We start from the raw sequence: 21,144 nt of genomic DNA, 5'->3' as shown, positions 1-21,144 counted from the left end.
TACCTTGGAACTTCAAACACTGACAAGTCGCCCCGTGGGTTCATGGGGCGGATACATTAATCTAGCAACACAACGCTTTTTCATCAGTGATAAAGAGGTTCGTGAAACTCTTGGTATTAGCCAACCTACTCTGTGGCGTTGGACTCAAGAACTTGGATTCCCAAAAGCGGTGAAAGGGATGAGAGGAAAACGCCCATACAAAGAATTCATTGAATGGGCGAAAGAGCGCGGGATGATTTAAGCATTTAGAAAGGGAAGCAGGCGCTTCCCTTTTTGATTAGGATAAACTGATGCATTACTCTGGTAAGGCATTATTTCCATAGAATGTATCAATACCAATAGAACCTTTGAGAAGAGGTGGGGTATCAATATTCTCAACGATGACAAATTAGCCTTGCTCTTTAATTTTGTGTAAGAAATTGAAAAATTGCTGGTTAATCTTAGTTCAAAACCCAATATGTGGCCCGCATAACTAAAATGAATTAGTCTGAATGCAATCTGTCAGTTTCGTAACCTCGATGAGACTAGATTTGACAGGTTATCGCTAGCTTGATTTCAGCTAACGCATTTGCCCCGAAGGAAGCTATAGCTTGTGAAGCCCGGTCGAACTAACATCTACTTTTCCCATACATGTACTAATGAGCCGGCAAAAAGCAGATTTCCCCCCTTTGGATTCTTCGTCAGAAGCACCGATTTGATCAACAACACCATACTCATACCAAGGCAACTGCAAGGTTCACCGTTAACTTGTTGCTCAAGGGCAACAAATTACGAATAAATGTGCTTCTCCTCTATTTTGTCCAAGGTTTGCTCTCACCAAAAATAGTCTTAATGCCATTCTTTATCACTGAGATATCGTCTAAATACAGTACTCTGAGATTTTTTATCGCTCGCGAGCAAGCAACATAGAGCAAGTTTTGCGTATTAAGATGCTTTTCTTCCGCATCGGGATCAGCAAAAAGGCGCTCTTTTTCCTTAGCACCTTGTTGTACAGCATTAAAATAATTTTTAAATTTATCTTTATTCTTACTACCAAAGCTATGCTCTAGGATGATGGCGACATTCTTGTATTCTTCCCCCTTAGTGCCATGATAGGTATGATAGCTAATATCATCAGCTTCGATACCATCAATAAAGTTAGCCCAGTTTATTAAGGATGTGAATGGCAGCGCTAAAACGCTATCAACTTTTTCTTTTGCTGTATATTCATCTTCCGAATCTTCATTCATTAGAGTATTAATGCTGTCTAACAACGTTGAGCGAAACACATCAGAAGAAGTAACTTTATCTTGCTCATAATTAATGCGATTAATTAATGCTTTACCTAGTGCTTCTTTAGCATCGCTATTTCCAAGTCGATCGATAATTAATTCGACCCAGCAATTTAATGATGCAACGTCTTTATTTTCTAATTCACGAATAACCAAGCTTGCTTTGGAAAAGGCCATGTTCTTACTTGATGATCCAAAAACATCATAGTACGAAACCTCTCCTTGCTGTATATCTTGATAAAGCTTAATCAGGTAGTAAATAGTTAAAGCCGTTGGGTGCAGTTTATCTAATTCGTGAGATAATACTTGGGTATTTAGATCGTTATAATAAATCTTTGACTTGCTATATACATCATATACACCTTCAAACCCATTAAAGCTTGCCATGAGTCGGTTGGTTAATACTAGGCAATGGATCTTGTCATTGTCGGCATCTGTATAACCTTCTTCTTTATTGGCTTTAGCTAAATCACTTTTATATTCGGCGATAAATTGTTGCGCTGTTGCTAGCTTGTCCTCAGAGTTATGGTAAAAAAAACTTACCGAACCATTATTTCGATCGTCAAAAATAGGCTTTTGAACTATTTCATCATCACGAATGTTATTGGCAACATCTATAATTTGCTGATGTGAGCGTCGATTAAATACCTTGTTGATATCATCAAGTCCATCATGAAGCTCGGTGATATCTCGCCCAACGCCATCCTCATAAATACACTGCGCAGTATCACCAAAGTAGCCTACCATCCACTCTTTATTGTTTTTAATCGCATAGTCATTAATGGTTTTGACAAACTTAACCACATTTCTGTGTGTATCCTGATATTCATCAATAAAGAAATAAGGGTAGCTATCAATAATAATGCGGCAAAGAGTAGGGTAAGTTTCAACGAGCTTCAGTCCATATTCAAGCAGAGTATCATGGCTGAACTTCATTCGATGAAGTCTGTCTGCATTTACCTTGCTGTCATAATTAACACGCTTTTCTTTTCCTGCGTCAATTCTATTCAAACACTCTTCAAGCCTTTGATTCTTATACAATAGACCAACGACATATTTGAATTTATCAGCACTTTTCAGGCATTTATCGAGAAATTTTGGTTTATGAATCTCAGTATTATTTGTATAAGATTTTCTAAAAGGTGTAGCGTTTAATTTTTTAGATTGATAGAAAAGATCTTTAGTCTGCATTGCAAACTCAATGAATTCTTGTCGCTGTAGCTCATCAAGGCCAATAAAGAATTTTGCTTTATCGGAGCTGAACAAGTTTTGATTGTTTTGCTCTATAACCTCTTCTATTTTCACTTTATGGCAGATCAAAAGCTGAGGCTGGGCCCTTTTTATGATCTCCCACAACCTTTCATGAATGGTCGAAACTTGTACCGTATCTGAGTTACCTAGTCGGCTCTTTATTTCATTCACCGCAACATTGGTATAAGTGATACACGCCACTTTTTGCGGGCTTTTGGTGGCTGTTATCTTATTGATAGTAACGTATTTTAGCGTTTCTATCAGTGCATAGGTTTTACCAGCACCAGCACCAGCGTTGAAACGAAAGCTGTTGAAATCATCGATATGTTTATTAATGCTTTCCTGAACCTGCAGTTCCACCATTTCATTCTGCGTCATCAGATGTGACTCCCGTACATTCTATTGCATTGCTTTCAGCTTCCACATCAACCACTGCCTCAACCCTACTTACTAAAGGTGTATCATTAATTTGCAGTTTAGTAACAAGCCAATCTAAGCCATTTCTTAAATAGTTTGGTAAGTTAGGTAAATCATCACCCTCTTCTGAGGAAAGCAGACTAAATATCAGTTCATTAGAGAACTTACTCTTACTGTCTGAGAGTTTCTTTTGTAGCTTATAAGAGTTACGAATTAGGTTTGTTCGTGATTCTTGCCCCCCTTCATTTAAAATACTCTTATATATATCCGGCTTACAGTCTTTAACCACATCATTGATAATATCATTTTGGTAATTCGTTAAGATTAACGCTTCTTCTAAGCTAGTCGCGTGTTGCCCCTCAATAGGCTCTTTTTGGAATACAACATAGAGGTTATCATCCTCAAAGAATTCGATATCATAAAGTTTATCTGCATCATTTTTTGGTTTATCTCTCAGCTGATTATTGAATTTTTTAAGGGTTTCATTGGTTGTTATACGCCCATTAAGGTTAATGATTTGAACATAGGTTGGCTCTGATCCTGCCACATAAGGAGTATCACCTTCTTCAGGCTGCTGACCACAAACCACACATGTTTCACTTTTTTTGTGCTTCTCACCTTTCTCACACTTTACACGCTTAATATCCAAATCAGTCACAATCAAGCTAGGGACGCTAAGCTTTTTCGCTAAAGGAAGATACAATTTGCCGTGTGCACCATTGATGTTAAACACGGAGATATAGTACTTGCTAAGAGTTGGGTGGTTTTCCAAATAGTAATTTAGCAAGGTTTCTTCTGTAATGCCCTCAACAAATATAATCGCGTCAGAAAAGAACAACTCTGAGACTTTATACTTTATGTGTTTCTTAATGAAATTAAGCTTTTTGTTAGCATCACTGTCTTCACTAGAAACTACAGCTTCATCTGTCAGATTTATAGCTTTAGTGCATTTGTTAATTGAGGTTAAATAGTTAATATTATTGAAGGTATTACTGCTGTGAATCTTACTATTGACAATATGAGAAGAGTGAGTAGTAATCGCTATCTGGCACTGTAGTATTTTTGCATCTTTTGAAGACGCATTTGCGATTTCTAGTGCCTTTTTTACTGCATTATCAATACGTTTAATGAAGAATTCCTGCATCTGAGGGTGCATAAACGCTTCTGGCTCTTCAATAAAGAGTAGATTAATGCGACTAAAGTGACTTTTGTCTTCATAGCTATCCACAAAATGGATGATTTCACCAATAATGTTTAGCAAATTGATATAGCCTAAGCCAAATTGATCTTCAGGAATGTAATCATCGCCATCCATGAAGTTATATTTGATCAGTCCTTTCATGATGGCATCGTAAGTAACGTTGCCCGACAGATTCAAATCAACCTTGTTTGTGCTTTCTACTTTCCCCAAGACTTGAGAAATATCAGTACTCTTAGAACCCACATTTCCAGATATCTGTTCATTAATCGACTCTATGCTGGCTTCTAAATCAGAGCGAGAACTAGCATCATTAGTGAACTGAAAGGCAACTATCTTGTTAAAGACATTGCTTAGTACACCCTCTTTAAGGTGGCGATTAGCTTTAATTTCTTTAATATTTATCAGTTTTTTTAGGGAAAACTTCTCTGTTGCATCTCCAAGAAGATCAATAAACGTAGTTTGATAAAGATTACCCTCTGTTTGAATAACGCTATTCTCTTTTGAAAGCAATGCATAAAACTTCTCAAACCGTTGGTTGTTCCCTAGCTCTTTACCTTCAGAATCAGTAGTCTTAAAAATCTTGCTCGCTTCCTCTTTAAATGCAGATTCTTCGGTAAGCGCTACCTTAACCATGATGCGCACGCTAATGGGTTCCCCATTACCTTCTTCACTAATTGGCATAAAAGGAGCAAGATGAGTCATCAAATCTTCATCGTTAAAGTCCACTTTAACCCTCAAGGTGAACTCTAAATTAGGGGTCTCTAGGCGTTCAAAATTTGTAGCTTTATCAGCTTCAAAAGCTTGCTTATATTGATTGAATAACTCATTTAAGTAAGAGAGATTAAAGTCTGATGCTGAGGCTTGTTCATTATGGCATAGCATCTTTAATGCATTCACGACTGTAGTTTTACCGGCGTTATTCTTACCGATGATCAAGGTTGTTGAAGGAGCAATTACTGACTCTGTTTGCTTTTCTTCCGTACTCATATCGATAACTTCAGGCTTAACGAAGCATACCGTATTGTCTGTAGAACGAAATTTTCGGTAATTCTTTATGGTTAGACTTTCTAAATGCACGGGATTTGCCTCTTATCTATTCTTTTTAAGCCGTTTACTTAGTTAATTCACTGTAACTGATTAACTATGTTGGATATTTGATTAAAGCCATGGACACAATTTAAAGCCATTTTGACCGATGACGGTAAATTAAGCTTATATACCGGAAAATGACTCATTAACGGAGCCAAAGGGGGTCAAGTCTTGCGTTTTGCTACTGGAGAGTAGGCTTAGTTTTACTAACTCTGTCTCGGTGAGTTAGAGCAGGAAATCTACCTCGCTTCTGTCCAGTTGTGAGTTACTACAACTAAAACTATTCATTTTCACACTTAACAAAAGCAGCCCATAAACTATAAGATTCTCTCTGCTCATCTAAATAGTCGTAATCCAAATAGTGGCTCTGTACACCAGTATGTACTTTATGTCCGAGCATAGTTTCAGCCACGTGAAATGGAACGCCCATAGCTTCCCACATATTGCGAGCTGTTCTTCGCATATCGTGGTTGGTTGTTCTGGGGAAACCTGCCGCCTCTATCGCATCAGCTAACTTACGACCAAACTCTACAGGCACGCTCTCGGCCATTGGCCTGTCATGTTCAACTCTCACTGGTGGGAACATGATGTCTAGATCAGGATAAATAGCGAACTGATTTCGAATCACTTCTTCTGCCAATGGTGGAATCGCGCGTCGAATTGCCCCGCCCTGCTTTTTCCTGATCTTGTTATTCTCTGCTGGAACCGTCCAAACAAGTGCTTCTAAATCAAAGTCTTGTTTTTTCGCTAAGCGCAGCTCGTTACTACGATTGGCAAATATCATCATTAGGCGTAGGAAGTTTTTGTTGCTCTCATGCACACCTATGTCGTCAATGGCTTTCCATAGTGCTTTAACGCCAGCTTCTGTCTGTTTGCTCTTTTTGGTGTCTGTTGGAGCACCTACATCGGTTTTCTTTATTTCTGCAAGCATGTTGTATTTGAGTAAACCGTGACGAACAGCATAAGACAGCACTTGTTTAAAGCGCGACATAAGGTTTGCTGAATGCTTGGCACTCACGCGAATCTTAGCCTTTTGAAATACAGGCATGTAATCGGTCAGTTCTAGGTGTTTGGCTTGGCGCTGGCCTAAGTATGGGCTGATGTCTGTTCTAAACATCTTCTGTAGTGCTTGCCACTGCTTTACGTTGTCTTTGCCGTGGTGTTCAACCCAATAGTCGATTAAGTCGTCTACTGTATTGGGTAGGGCTTTGTCTGAAGGGTTGATGCCTGTTCTTGGGTCAATGCCTAAGATAACGAGCTCAGCTTTCTTTTCACGCTCGCGTAATGCATCGCGCATTTTCATGGCTGGGTATTCGCCAAGTTTCATTTTTATGGCTTTACCTAGGTAGGTAACGCGGTAAACCCAGGTCACTTTTCCTTTCGGGCTCACACGCACGCCTAAGCCATCTCTATGGGTGACTTCGGGTTGCCCTTTGTAAGGCTTACCTTGTGTGGCTCTTAGCCAAGCATCTGTGATTGCCATTCATTTGTACCAAAAATATTTGGTACAAATTTGGTACAAATCTCATATGAATGCAAGTGTATTCTAAGCAATATGAGCTAGTATCCAACAAATAGTTTGAATGACGTTCTTTTTGTTAAGCGTTTGTATTGAAAGGGTTCTATCAAGGGGTATGAATGGTAAAGAGGAATTGCAATAAGAAGGGAGATTCACGTCTTGAGACACACCAAGCAACACATGAAAATGTTTAATATATGTTTTTCAACCAACAAGTATGTTGATTGGAGATATATGCATAATAAAGATACCCACATAGAAGCAAATACAGATGCCTCATTTGTGAGTAGCCGAACATTGTAACGAAATTATATGAAATGACAATGACAGAGAGAATCTGCCCGCTCTCCAACCGCTTCGTTCGGAGGGCGTGGTGGCAAAGCTCGCCAGCTACTCGCTCCAATGAAAAGACAGCAATATCTCGTAAGCGTAAGGCTTCAAAATGAATAAAAAACGAAAACGCAAGCAAGTAGCTGCTCGTGCACAGCGCCTAAGGGATAAGCGTAAGACCAGTGGCAATAACGATATCAGAGTGACGTTATCACCCGATGAAATCGCAAAGCTTAATGAAATTTGCCAGTTCTTCGCTTGCCCAGTGAACCTTACACCCAAGTTGAAGCTTTGTAGTCGCTTATTCACCGTGTTCATAACGAGATATCAAAGATTGAAAGCGACTTGGGTTGCTGCGGTAAATGTGGTGAACAGCTACCACAAGGCTGCGCTAAGTCATGCGAAGGCGGCTTGTTTAATGGGGATGCAATGTGTTGGCGCACAACAAACCGGGTACGAATTATGCCACCAGCAAAAGAAGTGGCCCAATGAGCAGTTTCGCCGTCTATGCCGTTATTTGCGCGGTGTTTTATGTTTGTTATATGAAAAATTCAGTTAAGAGAGGAAATCAAAATGGCTAATTCAACGATAAACCTAGCAACACAACGCTTTTTCATCAGCGATAAAGAGGTTCGTGAAACTCTTGGTATTAGCCAACCTACTCTGTGGCGTTGGACTCAAGAACTTGGCTTCCCAAAAGCGGTAAAAGGCATGAGAGGAAAACGCCCATACAAAGATTCATTGAATGGGCGAAAGAGCGAAGGGTGACTTGAGAGCTTAAGAAGAGAAGCTAGTACTTCCCTTTAACTTCCATCAACGACTGGTGTAACCGCTTTGTATAACCATATTAGATATACCGCCCACAATAAAATAGCTACAACTAATCCATTTCTAATATAACGAAACAGATCTAAAGCATCATCAGCCTTATTACGGATTTTTTCTCTAGCCAGTTCAAATATATCACAATGTTCTTTTGGCGTAGAGTCACCAATACCGTCATACTCCATCTGACCTAGTACTTTTAGACCACTATCTCTACAGTCTATAATTGCCTTACGTTTATGCCATAAGTTTAGCGCTACTAAATACACAGAAAGTGCCATAGCTGTACAAATTAGTAATGCAGATTTTATATCCCATGCTCTTAGTAAACTAGTGCCTAGTATCACCACAGGTATAGCTAGAGCCTTAGCCTGATTGTCATGAATTATATTGCTAACCTTATCTAGATACTCGACTTTAGACTTCGCGGGTAACTTTATCGATCGAAAACTTCTTAGTATAAAAATCATAATCCGCTAAAAATTTACCCTCAAAGTCATCAGGATTAGTCATGATATCCTTAACAATAACATCCTCACACTCATCCATTTTGAAGAACTTCAAAAACGTCGAGCCTAAAACCAGTTTTTTCTCAATGACATAGTTTTCATCTTTTCTAAAGTCAAACCCGATTGGCACCTGTCTAATTTTTTCAAACAAGCGAAATACTAATGCAGTATTTATTAGCAATTCTCTCGTTTTCACTTTCTTCTCATCCTCTAGCTCTTCAAGAATGTAAAACTTTAAGACACTCTCTTTGGCTGAGTAATGATGATTGCCAATTGCATTTTTACTAAGTTTAACCCACTCACTCAAGTTGAAGAACTGCGTGTACAAGTCCTCAACAACGCATGGAAGAGTCTTATCTATCAAGAAAAAATCTTTATGGCTATCGTCGAGTTTTCCTTCCATACAAAACTCAAAGTAGTCATTGAATAATGATTGAAAATCGTCGTAAACACCCTTGAATGGCTCCCTAGATATCGAAAGCTTTTTGTTCGATGATCTCAGAGTAGTGTACTGTAAGCAGAGGCGATTATTAGGATCCAACTGCTTTAGCTCTTCAACAGCTCGATCAGAAGACCCAAAATTATCTTCGCAAAAACTCATCTCTAGGTATTGAGCGTCACAAGATACGCCTTCGGAGGAAAGCGCATCAAGTTCAGTCAAGAGTTTAATCAAAGAGGTATTATTCATTACTTAATAATATTGTTAATCAAATCAATTTGGTGTTTCTTACTCAATGTTGTTGAAAGGGTTAACTTATTGTTTGTCTGATCAAATGCAACATTCCTACTTTCGGTCATGTTACCAATGGACTCTTTGGTTAACTTTAGCATACCAAAGCCAACATCTAGCTCTACATATACAAAATCTTTGATGACAGCTGCATTGAGTGCGAACTCTTCATTAATCTCATATGGACCTTCATTCGCGAACTTTACAAACTGACCTCTTAGGCTGGCCATCTTTGCAGGAATGCACCCATCGATCTCTGCTCCTATAAGATCCAAAGTAACAGGTAAATTTTTGTAGGCCTGTGACAAGTCGAAAATCTTTGATTGCATAGTGTCTTTAACTGAACGAGGCATTTCTTCACTGTATTCGACACAAAAATCATCAAATGCTCTTTTGAAATTCTCAGTACTTAACTTATTTGTTACGCTATCTTCAGCAAACAAAGCATCCTTAAAGTAATCCCTAATGTCTGCGCCACCTTTAATAAACGCTAGGTAGTTATCATGCTGGCCATCAACTTCACCACTAGGATTTGAAAAACGTTTCACATCGATTTGGCAGCCTTGAACAAACTGCTTAAGGTCGATAACATCAATAGAATCAAGTTGCAAATCCTTATTGAACTTTAACGCGCCAGTATTTCGCACCATAAGTACAGAGAACTTATCTTCTAAAATTTCCTTAGTAAAATCTGGCTCTGGGTGCTTTTCACCCTCGCTATCTAACGTCACTTCAGGGTCAGACCAAGTGCGGTAATGTACAAATACGATTACTGCACCTTCTTTCAAATTGGATTTTTGAAGGTTTTTCTCCAACTTATGCTTAACATAGCTTTCATGGAACGATTTAAAATTGCCAGCCGAATGGTTCGAATCGTGATATTGCTTGAGTAACACGGGAAATTCTTTAGGGCTTGCATTCTCAAGGCTGCGGAAAGTCGTATACTCTTTAAAACTATCGCCTATTTTCGCGTTAGATTTCTGTACAAAATCGATTACATTTTTCGACTCAGTACCCCATCGAACACCAGCCTGTATTGACCAAACGCGCTTCTTATCCTGCTCTTCTGTAACAGAACCGCGATACGCTATTGCATTCACAACTTCTAACATTAATTCTTACCTAGCCATAATTTTTGGCGCATAGTACTACAACAAAACTCTTAAGTAACTAAGTGCATTAAGAGACCTTGAGCTATCATTTATTTTTTAGGATCTTGCACCACATCGAATAAGCCCATTCCTGTTCATCTAAATAGCCATAATCCAAATAATGACTTTAAACACCGGTGTGTACTTTATTCCCTAGCATGGTTTCAGCCAGTTTACGGCCAAACTCTACAGGCTCGTTCTCGGCCATTGGCCTATCATGTTCAACTTTCACTGGTGGGAACATAATTTCAAGGTCAGGATAAATAGCGAACTGGTTTCGAATGACTTCTTCTGCCAATGCTGTAATTGCACGTCGAATCACCCACCCTGCTTTTTGCGGATTTTGTTATTCTCTACTGGTACTGTCCACACTAGCACTTCCAAATCGAAACCTTGCTTCTCCGCTAAGCGCAGCTCGTTACTGCGGTTGGCAAGTATCATCATCAGGCGTAGGAAGTTTTATTGCTCTCATGTACACCTATGTCGCCAATAGCTTTCCATAGTGCTTTAACGATAGCTTCTGTCTGCTTGCTCTTTTTGGTATCTGTTGTTGTACCTACATCGGTTTTCTTTACTTCCGTAAGCATATTGTATTTGAGAAAGGAGTTTGACTTCTTGATACACACAAGCAACACGTAAAATGTTAGTCCCACAGCGCCACAAAAACTACATAACTTAAATGTCTCTTCAATATAGAGCCTTCTAACACCCTAAGCTAACGTTCAATGATTGATTCTTTGTCTTTATTTACAAACAAAAAAGCCGAACAGTTAAGTTCGGCTATGGAAATCGTACTGTCTTGTTTCTATTAATAGAAAAAGCGACTACTAACAGAAAGGGAACTACGCACTCATGATTCTTGAGACTGCGTTGCGAATGTCAGAATCGGCCGCGTTTGCAGGTAGGCTGAATGAGATGTATTGGTCGCCGCGGAAGCTCATTGAACGGTCGATTTCTGCTAGGCAGTGAACCATTGAGCCTTCAACGATGAATGATAGCTCGATCTCTTTATTATTCATAAAGCCGCCGCTACGAAATTCAATCTCTTGGTAACAACCAGAGCGAGAAGCAAAGCTGTTGCCTTTCAAGAAGCCCTTCTCTACATCAGCTTTCACCATTGCCATTCCCGATGCTTCTACGCCTTGGATGATTTTAGCAACTGTTGGCAATGGGTGTACGGAGATAAAGTCACGGTCTTTAGGGTCAATCGCGAAACCGATATCTAGGTTGGTTTCTACCCACACATGGCATTGGTTCATTTGTGCGTTCAACGCGGTGACTGGCGTTTCATCATTTAACTTAAGACGGAATGGAACCAGTTTGGTTTCGCCCGGTTGGATAACGAAAGGCTCTACCGCTTGAATACGACCCAGTGAAAAGGTTTCGTAGCTGGTACTGTCTTCCGTTTCTACTTTTACTTCTGTGTTGAGAACCAAGTTAATCAAGTCGATTTGTTGCTCAACGTCGCCACCAACAATGTGAACATTGCCAGACAACTCTCCACCTTGGAAAACTTCAATATTATCTAAGACAGTATCAACCTTTGCTGCACCGATGCCCAACGAGGCCTTTAATTTCTTAAACATATTATTTCCCTTTCTAATTATCTGATTTACGAATAGTTATTGCGTGACAATTTGCGACACTTGCCTCACAGAATCAAGTAATTTGCCCCATCTATGTTGAATAAGGTCACATTGCCCGAGGAAATGTTGAAATCGTGAAAAATTCCGTTACTCTATTTGTATAGTCAAATAAGGTTTCATTATGTCGAAAGCGCCGCTCTACCTTCAGATAAAACAGTTCATAGACGATAATATCAACAGTGGTCACTGGCCAGTGGGTTACCAGATAACCACAGAACTCGAACTTACCGAGCAGTTCAATGTGAGTCGAATGACGGTCAATAAAGCGATTCGAGATTTGGTGTCTGAAGGCAAACTCATCAGGAAGCCAAGGCTAGGTACTTTTGTTTGTGAACCAGACGAAAAGGCGCAATCTCCGCTGCTTGATATCAACAACATCGCGCAAGAGATCAAAGACCGTGGCCAAACGTATACTAGCCAAGTTATCAAACACGATAGCATCAAAGCTGATGAAAGCACGGCTACACGGTTAGGTGTGATGATTAATGCAGAAGTGTTCTATAGTGAAATCATACACTTTGCCGACAACGCACCGATTCAATTGGAAGCGCGTTGGGTGAACTCTCAAACCGCTCCAAAATACCTAGAGCAAGATTTTTCAACCTCTACACCCAACGAATACCTTTCAAAAAGCTGCCCGTTGAGTGCTATCGAGCATACGGTTGAAGCCATTATTCCTGACTCTCAAATTAGAACGTCACTAAAACTTTCTGAATCAGAGCCTTGCCTACTTTTGAATAGAAGAACATGGAGCAAAGAACGTCTCATCAGCTTTGCATTGCTCTACCATCCTGGTTCTAAGTACAAATTAAGCTCCAAGATACTTCTAGATTAAAGAATATCATCCTGATCGCCGATCACATTTTTGCAACATCAACTTGATTCGGGTCAGAGTTTAGCCTATTTATTTGTATATACATTTAATGTTTAGCAAAGATCTAGGTGATTATGAATTTGATCCTCAAAAACGCACGAGTGGTCTCGATGAGCTCGGGAGCCGATGGTTATCAGCCCTCTTCCCCTCAAGATATCGTTATCGAAGACGGTAAGATCGTGTCCATCTATTGTTCAAACCAAGGCGTACGTGCTTCTGAGTTAGAACAAGTAAGTATTGATGGTTCTTTGGATTACATCACCTATGATTGCAAAAACAAGTTAGTCACCCCTGGGCTGATTGATTGCCACACTCACCTCGTATTTGCGGGTAATCGTGCCAATGAATTTGAGCAGCGTTTGAATGGTGTGTCTTACACCGACATCGCCAAGCAAGGCGGTGGTATTTTAGCAACAGTCACTGCGACGCGAGCAGCACAAGAAGCCGAATTGGTTGAGATGGCGCTGCCTAGATTAGACGGCCTGCTAAGAAGTGGCGTCACCAGCATCGAAATAAAATCGGGCTATGGTTTAACACTTGAAGATGAGCTCAAGATGTTACGTGCAGCGAAAGCGTTAGAAAATCATCGCCGAATTAAGATCACCACTACTCTCCTTGCAGCACACGCTGTGCCGCCCGAATATAAAGAGCAGCCCGATCGTTATATTGATCTGGTTTGCCAAGAGATCATTCCTAAAGCTGCAGAGCAAGGGCTCGCCGATGCTGTTGACGTGTTTTGTGAATCTATCGGCTTCAACCTAGAACAAACCGAACGTGTCTTTGCAACAGCCAAAGAATATGGGCTCGCGATTAAAGGCCACACTGAACAACTTTCTAATATGGGTGGCAGTGCGCTTGCAGCAAAATACGGCGCACTCTCTGTTGACCATGTTGAGTACCTTGATGAAACCGGAGTAAAAGCACTGGCGGAATCAGGGACAGTAGCCACCTTGCTACCCGGTGCTTTCTACTTCCTGAAAGAGACTCAACAGCCTCCTATTGCTTTACTTCGTGAACACAACATTCCAATGGCGATAGCGACCGACTTAAACCCCGGCACTTCTCCTTTTGCTGACTTAACACTAATGATGAACATGAGCTGCACCCTGTTTGGTACGACGCCTGAAGAAGCGCTACGCGGTGTAACTTTTCATGCTGCGGCTGCCATTGGCGAATCACAAACCAAAGGCAGAATTGAAATTGGTTATGCCGCTGATTTGGCTATCTGGAATATCGTTCACCCTGCCGACTTAAGCTATCAAGTTGGTGTTCCTCATCTGCATAAACGCATTGTTAATGGCGAGGTATGTCATGACTCAATCTAAATCCAACAGCATTCAAAAGAACGCAGAAACCGTACATAACTTCGTGTGGACTGGGCGTAATGATCTTGAAGATGGCGCACTCGGCACCCGCGTTCATCACATTACCAAGCAAGTGCAAAGTAGCGATTTAAGTAACGAGCTTACTGATGGCGCTATCGCCTTGGTAGGCTTTGCCAGCGATGCCGGTGTTGCAAGGAATAAAGGACGCGTGGGTGCGAAACAAGCACCTAACCTGATTCGCCAAGCGTTGGCTAATATGGCTTGGCACAGTGACGCGCACATCGCGGATCTTGGTGATATCGAATGTAATGATGGCCAGCTCGAAGTCAGCCAAAAACAGTGTGCGTCTGTAATTGCTAATGCTTTATCAACCAACAAAGTGATTACCCTTGGCGGTGGTCACGAGGTTGCTTGGGCATCGTTCCAAGGTCTTGCGGAACATCTAAATAAAATTCAATCAGAGCACAAACCTAAGATCGGTATCGTCAATTTTGATGCTCACTTTGATCTTCGCGAATTTGAAAGCAACATTACTGATATTAAACCGAGTTCAGGTACGCCTTTCAACCAGATTAGCGATTACTGCCATACACATCAGTGGCCTTTTCATTACGCTTGTCTTGGTGTGAGTGCGGCTAGTAATACCAAAGCGCTGTTTAATAAAGCAGACCAACTGGGCGTTTGGTATGAACACGACCGCAACATGACCCAAGTAAACCAAGTCGCTCAACTGGTTAAGTTACAAAAATTCATCGCTGAGTGTGATTACCTCTATCTCACTATCGATCTAGACGTATTTCCAGCGGCGACTGCGCCGGGCGTCAGTGCACCAGCGGCAAGAGGCGTGAGCTATGAAGCACTCGCTCCTTTTCTAGAACAGATTTTCCAACACAGTGAAAAACTCATTATCGCGGACATTGCGGAATACAACCCAGACTACGACGTCGATAGCCAAACGGCTCGATTGGCGGCACGTTTGTGTTGGGATATAGCCAGTGCAATGGCCAGCGACTAATCCAGCTATACCGATAACTACAACTACAACTACAACTACAACGATATAACGTGAAACAGAAGGAATTCCAAAATGACGGAACACCACAACAGTGACCCTCGTCTCGACACGACTCGCGAAATTCGCGCACCTCATGGCACCACATTGCGCGCTAAATCTTGGTTAACAGAAGCACCACTGCGTATGCTGATGAATAACCTAGACCCTGATGTGGCAGAACATCCACATGCACTGGTTGTGTATGGCGGTATCGGTCGCGCGGCACGTGATTGGAAATGTTATGACAAGATTGTTGAAGTATTAGAGCGTTTAGAAGACGACCAAACATTACTTGTTCAATCAGGTAAACCTGTAGGCGTGTTCCCGACTCATAAAAACGCACCTCGCGTACTGATCGCGAATTCTAACCTTGTTCCACACTGGGCGAATTGGGAGCACTTCAACGAGCTCGATAAAGAAGGCTTGATGATGTACGGCCAGATGACCGCAGGCAGCTGGATTTACATTGGCTCACAAGGCATCGTTCAAGGTACTTATGAAACGTTTGTCGCTATCGCGAAGAAGCATTTCCAAGGCGAAGCAAACGGTAAGTGGGTTCTAACGGGTGGTCTTGGCGGCATGGGTGGTGCTCAACCTCTCGCAGCTACAATGGCTGGCTTTTCAATGATTGCGGTTGAATGTGATGAATCACGAATCGACTACCGCTTGCGTACTGGCTATGTAGACAAAAAAGCCACCAGCATCGATGAAGCGATGGCAATGATTAAAGAATCAGACACGCCAATCTCTGTTGGCTTGCTTGGTAACGCAGCAGACGTATTCCCAGAGCTTGTTGAACGCAATATCACGCCTGACGTAGTGACTGACCAAACCTCTGCCCACGATCCACTGAACGGCTACTTGCCTCAAGGTTGGACGATGGAGAAAGCAGCACAAGAACGAACCATTGATGAAGCTAAAGTAGTGAAAGCCGCTAAGCAGTCCATGGCCATTCAAGTACAAGCTATGCTAGATCTTCAGTACCGTGGCGCTGCGACCTTAGATTACGGCAACAACATTCGCCAAATGGCACTGGAAGAAGGCGTGGAAAACGCATTTGATTTCCCGGGTTTCGTACCTGCATATATTCGTCCTTTATTCTGTGAAGGCATCGGCCCGTTCCGTTGGGCTGCCCTTTCTGGCGACCCAGAAGACATCTACAAAACAGACCAAAAAGTAAAAGAGCTGATTCCAGATAACCCACATCTACACAACTGGCTAGATATGGCGCGTGAACGTATTCAGTTCCAAGGCCTACCAGCTCGTATCTGTTGGGTCGGTTTGAAAGATCGCGAACGTTTAGGTCAAGCATTCAATGAAATGGTTAAAAATGGCGAACTGAAAGCACCCGTTGTTATCGGTCGTGACCACCTCGATTCAGGTTCAGTGGCAAGCCCGAACCGTGAAACAGAGGGCATGATGGATGGCTCAGATGCCGTATCAGACTGGCCTCTATTGAACGCCCTTCTAAATACTGCAGGCGGCGCAACATGGGTTTCTCTGCACCACGGTGGCGGCGTTGGCATGGGCTTCTCACAACACTCAGGAATGGTGATTTGTTGTGACGGCAGTGAAGATGCATCACAACGTATTGCTCGTGTACTTCACAATGATCCGGCAACTGGCGTTATGCGCCATGCTGATGCGGGTTACGATATTGCCAAGCAGTGTGCCAAAGAGCAGAAGCTTGATTTACCTATGCTAAACGAAGAACTTCGTCGCCTTTAATGTCTGGAGAGAACATGTTGAATTTATTACTTAAGCCAGGACTTCTAGGCCTGCCTGAACTGCGTAAGATTAGCCGTAGCCCTGTGAACTTATCACTCGATCCAGCAGCGATTCCTGATATAGAAGCGAGCATGCACGTTGTCGAACAAGTGATTGCTGAAGATCGCACTGTGTATGGCATCAACACGGGTTTTGGCTTGTTAGCAAATACCAAAATCGCCCCTGAGGATTTAGAAGTACTACAGAAAAGTATCGTGCTTTCTCACGCGGCGGGCATTGGTAAATTCATGTCTGATGAAACTGTTCGCTTGATGATGGTGTTAAAGATTAACAGCTTGTCTCGCGGTTACTCTGGTATCCGCCTCAAAGTGATTAATGCCCTTATCGATCTTGTGAACGCACAGGTTTACCCATGTGTTCCACAAAAAGGATCTGTGGGTGCTTCAGGAGATCTTGCTCCCCTCGCCCACATGAGTACGGTACTGCTAGGTGAAGGCCAAGCACGCCACAACGGCAAGATCATCACTGGCTTAGAAGCAATGCAGATCGCAGGCTTGGAGCCAATAACACTTGCTCCGAAAGAAGGCTTAGCTCTGTTAAACGGCACACAAGCATCGACAGCATTTGCATTAGAAGGTCTGTTTGCAGCTGAAGACTTATTCGCGTCTGCAACCGTATGTGGTGCGATGTCCGTAGAAGCAGCGCTGGGTAGCCGTCGTCCGTTTGATCCGCGTATTCATCGCGTTCGTGGTCACCGTGGCCAAATGGATGCAGCACTTGCTTACCGTCATATGCTTGATCAAAAGAGTGAGATTGGTGAATCACACACTTGTTGTGAAAAGGTTCAAGACCCTTACTCACTGCGTTGTCAACCTCAAGTGATGGGGGCGTGTTTACAGCAGATTCGTAATTCAGCAGAAACCTTAAATATTGAAGCAAATGCCGTATCCGACAACCCGTTAGTTTTCGCTGACGATGGCGATATCATTTCAGGCGGTAACTTCCATGCAGAACCCGTCGCAATGGCAGCCGATAACCTTGCCTTGGCCATTGCCGAGATCGGTAGTTTGTCAGAACGAAGAATGGCGCTGCTAATTGATAGCGCGCTAAGCAAACTTCCACCTTTCTTAGTCGATAACGGCGGCGTGAACTCTGGCTTTATGATTGCTCAAGTAACATCAGCAGCATTAGCAAGTGAGAACAAAACCTTAGCGCATCCGGCTTCAATAGACAGCCTACCTACTTCTGCAAACCAAGAAGACCACGTATCAATGGCCACCTTTGCCGCTCGTAGGCTTAGATACATGGCTGAAAACACCCGTGGGATATTGGCAGTAGAATATTTAGCCGCGGCACAAGGGCTAGACTTCCGCGCTCCGAATCTATCTTCCCCTCGTGTGGAAGAAGCGAAGCAGATTTTGCGTGAGAAAGTGAGCTTCTACGATAAAGACAGATATTTTGCTCCAGATATTGAACAAGCTAACCTGTTACTCAAGTTATCCGTTCATAACCACCTAATGCCAGAAGGAACACTGTCAAGTTTTTAGTACTTTCCGTATACTGGGCTGTACTCTCGTTACAGCCCACTTGTCCATAAAAAATGAATACACTTATTGATAGGAGTGATACTATCCGAAAAATCATCACTCACCGTCGGAAAGTTCATTACCAATGATAACAAAAAAATCCCCAATCCTGCTTACAACAGCCCTTATCAGCACCTTATTCTTAGCCGGCTGTGGATCAGACTCAAGCAATAAAGCACCAGCAAAACCAACGACTCCAACGACTCCAACGACTCCAACGACTCCAACGCTAACGAAAGTCGCGACCTATACCAGCATTAAAAACTGTTCAACAGCAGCTGAAGTGCCAAACTGTGCTTTTGAAAAAGGTATTTACATTCTGCCGATTGGTCCAAACATTACTCAAGTTCAGCAAGATGCCGTAAAACTGCAAGTCGAAAATTTGCTTAAATGGGCTCATGATGATGTAAGAAAACAGTTTAGCCAGAAAAAAATACTCATTGGCATTTCCGAAGAAGAGCCAAATCCATCAACAGCCCACGGTAAGTTCATTATTGCACTTGCACAAAACATCTATGCGAGCAGCCCTAATATCAATGGCTTAGAATTGATTTACACTACAAGATCGGGGATGGATGAAACACTAAGTACCACGACATATCAAAAGCTTATGCAAGTTTTCGATTACTACGTTGATGGTGACAACAATACAGCCGTAGGTGCCGAGTTAACTAAGAGCTACGAAGGCTTCAAGACTCTTGTTAATAAGAAAATAGGAACCGGTACACAAGCTCTAGGTTACCTAAAATATAACGAATGTAATTACGGTAACGGACAATTAGGTTCAGATCGTATTGATGGCACTCCGAGTAAATGTCTGGCCGATAATGGTACGAGCATTAATGACGAAGGCGATGATATTTCAAACGGCAAGTTAGACTATACCCACACTATCAAAAAGAACCTCAACCCTGGTGCATTTTTGGGGTTAGTTTATGAATACAAAGTAAACCCTGCTAACGGTAAATACCCGAACGAGCTGAAAGACGCAAACCAACCAAAAGGTTTTACGGCAATTGGTAAAATTGCAAGTGGTGAAACAACAACCGCTAATTACCCATTTAACTACGCAAACCTTGCTTTTGCACCGATGAGTGATTACTTAGATAAGTGGTTCTTCCCTAATAAAAAATAAGCTTATATAAATAAAGGTCTAGATTTTCTAGACCTTTATTATTTTTACGGCACCAAAAGTCCCGCTCACCAATCTCCCTCCTTTTTCGGCCCTCGTAAACTGGATAGACCATTAAAACCAAGTTAGTTAGCTATAATCCCCGCCAGATTTGATGACTAATAGCGATACTATGTTTCTGATACCTTACTTTTCTACTGAAGACAATCAATTTCAATTCACTCGTGAACAAGCTAGCCACTTTGCTAAAAAAGTAGCCGCTGACTTCAACCCAATTCACGATGAAGACAACAAACGCTTCTGCGTGCCTGGCGATCTTTTGTTTGCAGTACTTCTGCAAAAAGAAGGCATCAGCCAAAAAATGCGTTTTGATTTTTCAGGTATGGTGGGTAACGGTATTGCGCTAAGCGTTGACAACAAGTGTGAGAAAGAAAGCTCACTGGTTGACGAGAAAGGCAAAGAGTACCTACACATGTCTTGTGAAGGTGAAAAGAGCCACGATCAAGCATTCATCGAACACGTAGTAACAAACTACGTTAAGTTCTCAGGCATGAACTTCCCACACATCATGGTTCCTCTTATGGAAGAACAACAAATGATGATCAACTGCCAACGTCCTCTTGTGATTTACGAGAGCATGGAAGTTGAATTTACTCGCCTAGACCTATCTCACCCAGAAGTTGAATTCTCTGGTGCGACTTTTGATGTTGAAGGCAAGCGTGGCATCGTGACACTGAACTTTGATTTCAAAGAAGACGGTGAAGTAGTCGGTAAAGGCGTAAAGCGCATGGTAGCAAGTGGTCTTAAGCCATACGACCAAGCTTCTGTAGACGACCTAGTAAACCGCTTCAACGAACGTAAAGAGATGTTTCTAGCTCAGTTCGCAGCTGCCGCTTAATCAGCACTCTTATTTACATCACTTTATGTAAATAACTAGAGACAAGATCAATAAAGCCCAGCTTGGTATCACAAGCTGGGCTTTTTCATTTCGATGACTAATGACATCAAGTCACTCAAGCCTGTATTCAAGTCAGAACTAAATCCAGCGCCTAACCTTTTGTTTGTAATCAACATATTCCGCACCGAATAATTGCTCTAGAGCGCGTTCTTCTGGCTTAATTTGGAACTGATTCATGTAGATTACGAATACAAAACTGAGTAAGACACTGAACAGGTTTTGGAAGAAGTAGCCAAAACAAAACAGTAGGATAAATAGCCCTAGATACATTGGGTTTCGCGTGTAGCCAAAGATTCCACTGTCCACAACTGCAGAAGCGGTGTCGACTTTGATCGGATTAACGGTGGTTTTCTGTTTGCGAAACTCCCATATGCCTGATATTCCAATAACACCACTCAAGACAATCCCGATACCGAGCACAACCATTCGATAAGGCAGTGCCAATGTTCCTTGGCTCAACTGCTGAGCGCAGAAGTATGATGCTACGAATACAATAATGAACAGTGCAACGGGTGGTACTTTTAATTCTAGAAATTTCATACTTTTCC

16 protein-coding genes and 3 pseudogenes are annotated in these 21,144 nt (G+C 41.9%); 10 read left to right on the top strand and 9 right to left on the bottom strand.

What is annotated here, in order from left to right:
• The first annotated feature begins 55 nt into the window (after window positions 1–55).
• Window positions 56–241, top strand: a complete 186-nt coding sequence (locus ACED60_RS09545; RefSeq protein ID WP_371727408.1) for a helix-turn-helix transcriptional regulator — start codon at window positions 56–58, stop codon at window positions 239–241.
• 550 nt (window positions 242–791) lie between these two features.
• On the opposite strand, the gene ACED60_RS09540 is transcribed toward ACED60_RS09545, so the two are convergent.
• The 3 genes from ACED60_RS09540 to ACED60_RS09530 all read right to left on the bottom strand — a co-directional run bounded on the left by ACED60_RS09540 (window position 792) and on the right by ACED60_RS09530 (window position 6,712).
• Window positions 792–2,900, bottom strand: coding sequence for a UvrD-helicase domain-containing protein (locus ACED60_RS09540; RefSeq protein WP_371727405.1), 2,109 nt, complete (start codon window positions 2,898–2,900; stop codon window positions 792–794).
• Window positions 2,887–5,217 (bottom strand): AAA family ATPase, encoded by a 2,331-nt coding sequence (locus tag ACED60_RS09535; RefSeq protein WP_371727404.1) that lies wholly within the window; start codon window positions 5,215–5,217, stop codon window positions 2,887–2,889. Before ACED60_RS09535 ends, ACED60_RS09540 begins: the two co-directional genes overlap by 14 nt.
• A gap of 292 nt (window positions 5,218–5,509) precedes the next feature.
• Entirely contained in the window at window positions 5,510–6,712 is a 1,203-nt protein-coding gene (locus tag ACED60_RS09530) for a tyrosine-type recombinase/integrase (protein WP_371727403.1), read from the bottom strand.
• A gap of 478 nt (window positions 6,713–7,190) precedes the next feature.
• Here ACED60_RS09530 and ACED60_RS09525 point away from each other — a divergent pair.
• Together ACED60_RS09525 and ACED60_RS09520 are read left to right on the top strand one after the other, a co-directional pair.
• Window positions 7,191–7,570 (top strand): annotated as a pseudogene (locus ACED60_RS09525) (hypothetical protein).
• Between the two features lie 81 nt (window positions 7,571–7,651).
• Window positions 7,652–7,851, top strand: a pseudogene (locus ACED60_RS09520) (helix-turn-helix transcriptional regulator).
• 30 nt (window positions 7,852–7,881) lie between these two features.
• On the opposite strand, the gene ACED60_RS09515 reads toward ACED60_RS09520, so the two are convergent.
• The 5 genes and pseudogenes from ACED60_RS09515 to ACED60_RS09495 all read right to left on the bottom strand — a co-directional run bounded on the left by ACED60_RS09515 (window position 7,882) and on the right by ACED60_RS09495 (window position 11,879).
• The gene (locus ACED60_RS09515; protein ID WP_371727402.1) at window positions 7,882–8,184 is read right to left on the bottom strand and encodes a hypothetical protein; all 303 of its coding nucleotides are present in this window, start codon (window positions 8,182–8,184) and stop codon (window positions 7,882–7,884) included.
• A gap of 136 nt (window positions 8,185–8,320) precedes the next feature.
• Window positions 8,321–9,073: a hypothetical protein gene (locus ACED60_RS09510; protein WP_371727401.1), complete on the bottom strand. Its 753-nt coding sequence runs from the start codon at window positions 9,071–9,073 to the stop codon at window positions 8,321–8,323.
• Window positions 9,074–9,099: 26 nt separating this feature from the next.
• Window positions 9,100–10,254: a nucleoid-associated protein gene (locus ACED60_RS09505; RefSeq protein WP_371727400.1), complete on the bottom strand. Its 1,155-nt coding sequence runs from the start codon at window positions 10,252–10,254 to the stop codon at window positions 9,100–9,102.
• 85 nt (window positions 10,255–10,339) lie between these two features.
• Window positions 10,340–10,901 (bottom strand): annotated as a pseudogene (locus ACED60_RS09500) (integrase); the annotation flags it as partial.
• A 234-nt stretch (window positions 10,902–11,135) separates the two neighbouring features.
• Window positions 11,136–11,879, bottom strand: coding sequence for a sporulation protein (locus ACED60_RS09495; RefSeq protein ID WP_016789246.1), 744 nt, complete (start codon window positions 11,877–11,879; stop codon window positions 11,136–11,138).
• 181 nt (window positions 11,880–12,060) lie between these two features.
• Between ACED60_RS09495 and hutC the strand changes: the two genes are divergently transcribed.
• The 7 genes from hutC (at window position 12,061) to ACED60_RS09460 (ending at window position 20,536) form a co-directional block, all read left to right on the top strand.
• On the top strand, window positions 12,061–12,774 hold the full coding sequence (gene hutC / locus ACED60_RS09490) for a histidine utilization repressor (RefSeq protein WP_065680266.1): 714 nt from the start codon (window positions 12,061–12,063) through the stop codon (window positions 12,772–12,774).
• A 113-nt stretch (window positions 12,775–12,887) separates the two neighbouring features.
• Complete coding sequence (gene hutI / locus ACED60_RS09485; RefSeq protein ID WP_371727399.1) at window positions 12,888–14,138, top strand: imidazolonepropionase; 1,251 nt, start codon at window positions 12,888–12,890, stop codon at window positions 14,136–14,138.
• Window positions 14,125–15,153, top strand: coding sequence for a formimidoylglutamase (gene hutG / locus ACED60_RS09480; RefSeq protein ID WP_371727398.1), 1,029 nt, complete (start codon window positions 14,125–14,127; stop codon window positions 15,151–15,153). The genes hutI and hutG overlap by 14 nt, the downstream gene beginning before the upstream one ends.
• 72 nt (window positions 15,154–15,225) lie before the next feature.
• The gene (gene hutU, locus ACED60_RS09475) at window positions 15,226–16,920 is read left to right on the top strand and encodes a urocanate hydratase (RefSeq protein WP_371727397.1); all 1,695 of its coding nucleotides are present in this window, start codon (window positions 15,226–15,228) and stop codon (window positions 16,918–16,920) included.
• Between the two features lie 14 nt (window positions 16,921–16,934).
• Complete coding sequence (gene hutH / locus ACED60_RS09470) at window positions 16,935–18,467, top strand: histidine ammonia-lyase (protein ID WP_086049202.1); 1,533 nt, start codon at window positions 16,935–16,937, stop codon at window positions 18,465–18,467.
• A 124-nt stretch (window positions 18,468–18,591) separates the two neighbouring features.
• Complete coding sequence (locus tag ACED60_RS09465; protein ID WP_009846489.1) at window positions 18,592–19,641, top strand: hypothetical protein; 1,050 nt, start codon at window positions 18,592–18,594, stop codon at window positions 19,639–19,641.
• Window positions 19,642–19,810: 169 nt separating this feature from the next.
• Complete coding sequence (locus tag ACED60_RS09460) at window positions 19,811–20,536, top strand: DUF3581 domain-containing protein (protein WP_009846488.1); 726 nt, start codon at window positions 19,811–19,813, stop codon at window positions 20,534–20,536.
• Window positions 20,537–20,674: 138 nt separating this feature from the next.
• Here ACED60_RS09460 and ACED60_RS09455 read toward each other — a convergent pair whose 3' ends face one another.
• The gene (locus ACED60_RS09455) at window positions 20,675–21,136 is read right to left on the bottom strand and encodes an isoprenylcysteine carboxylmethyltransferase family protein (RefSeq protein WP_012603712.1); all 462 of its coding nucleotides are present in this window, start codon (window positions 21,134–21,136) and stop codon (window positions 20,675–20,677) included.
• Between the last annotated feature and the right edge of the window lie 8 nt (window positions 21,137–21,144).

Source organism: Vibrio sp. 1F279 (assembly GCF_041439815.1).
Classification (GTDB): Bacteria; Pseudomonadota; Gammaproteobacteria; order Enterobacterales; family Vibrionaceae; genus Vibrio; species Vibrio tasmaniensis_A.
This window is presented reverse-complemented; position numbering and strand designations above follow the sequence as displayed.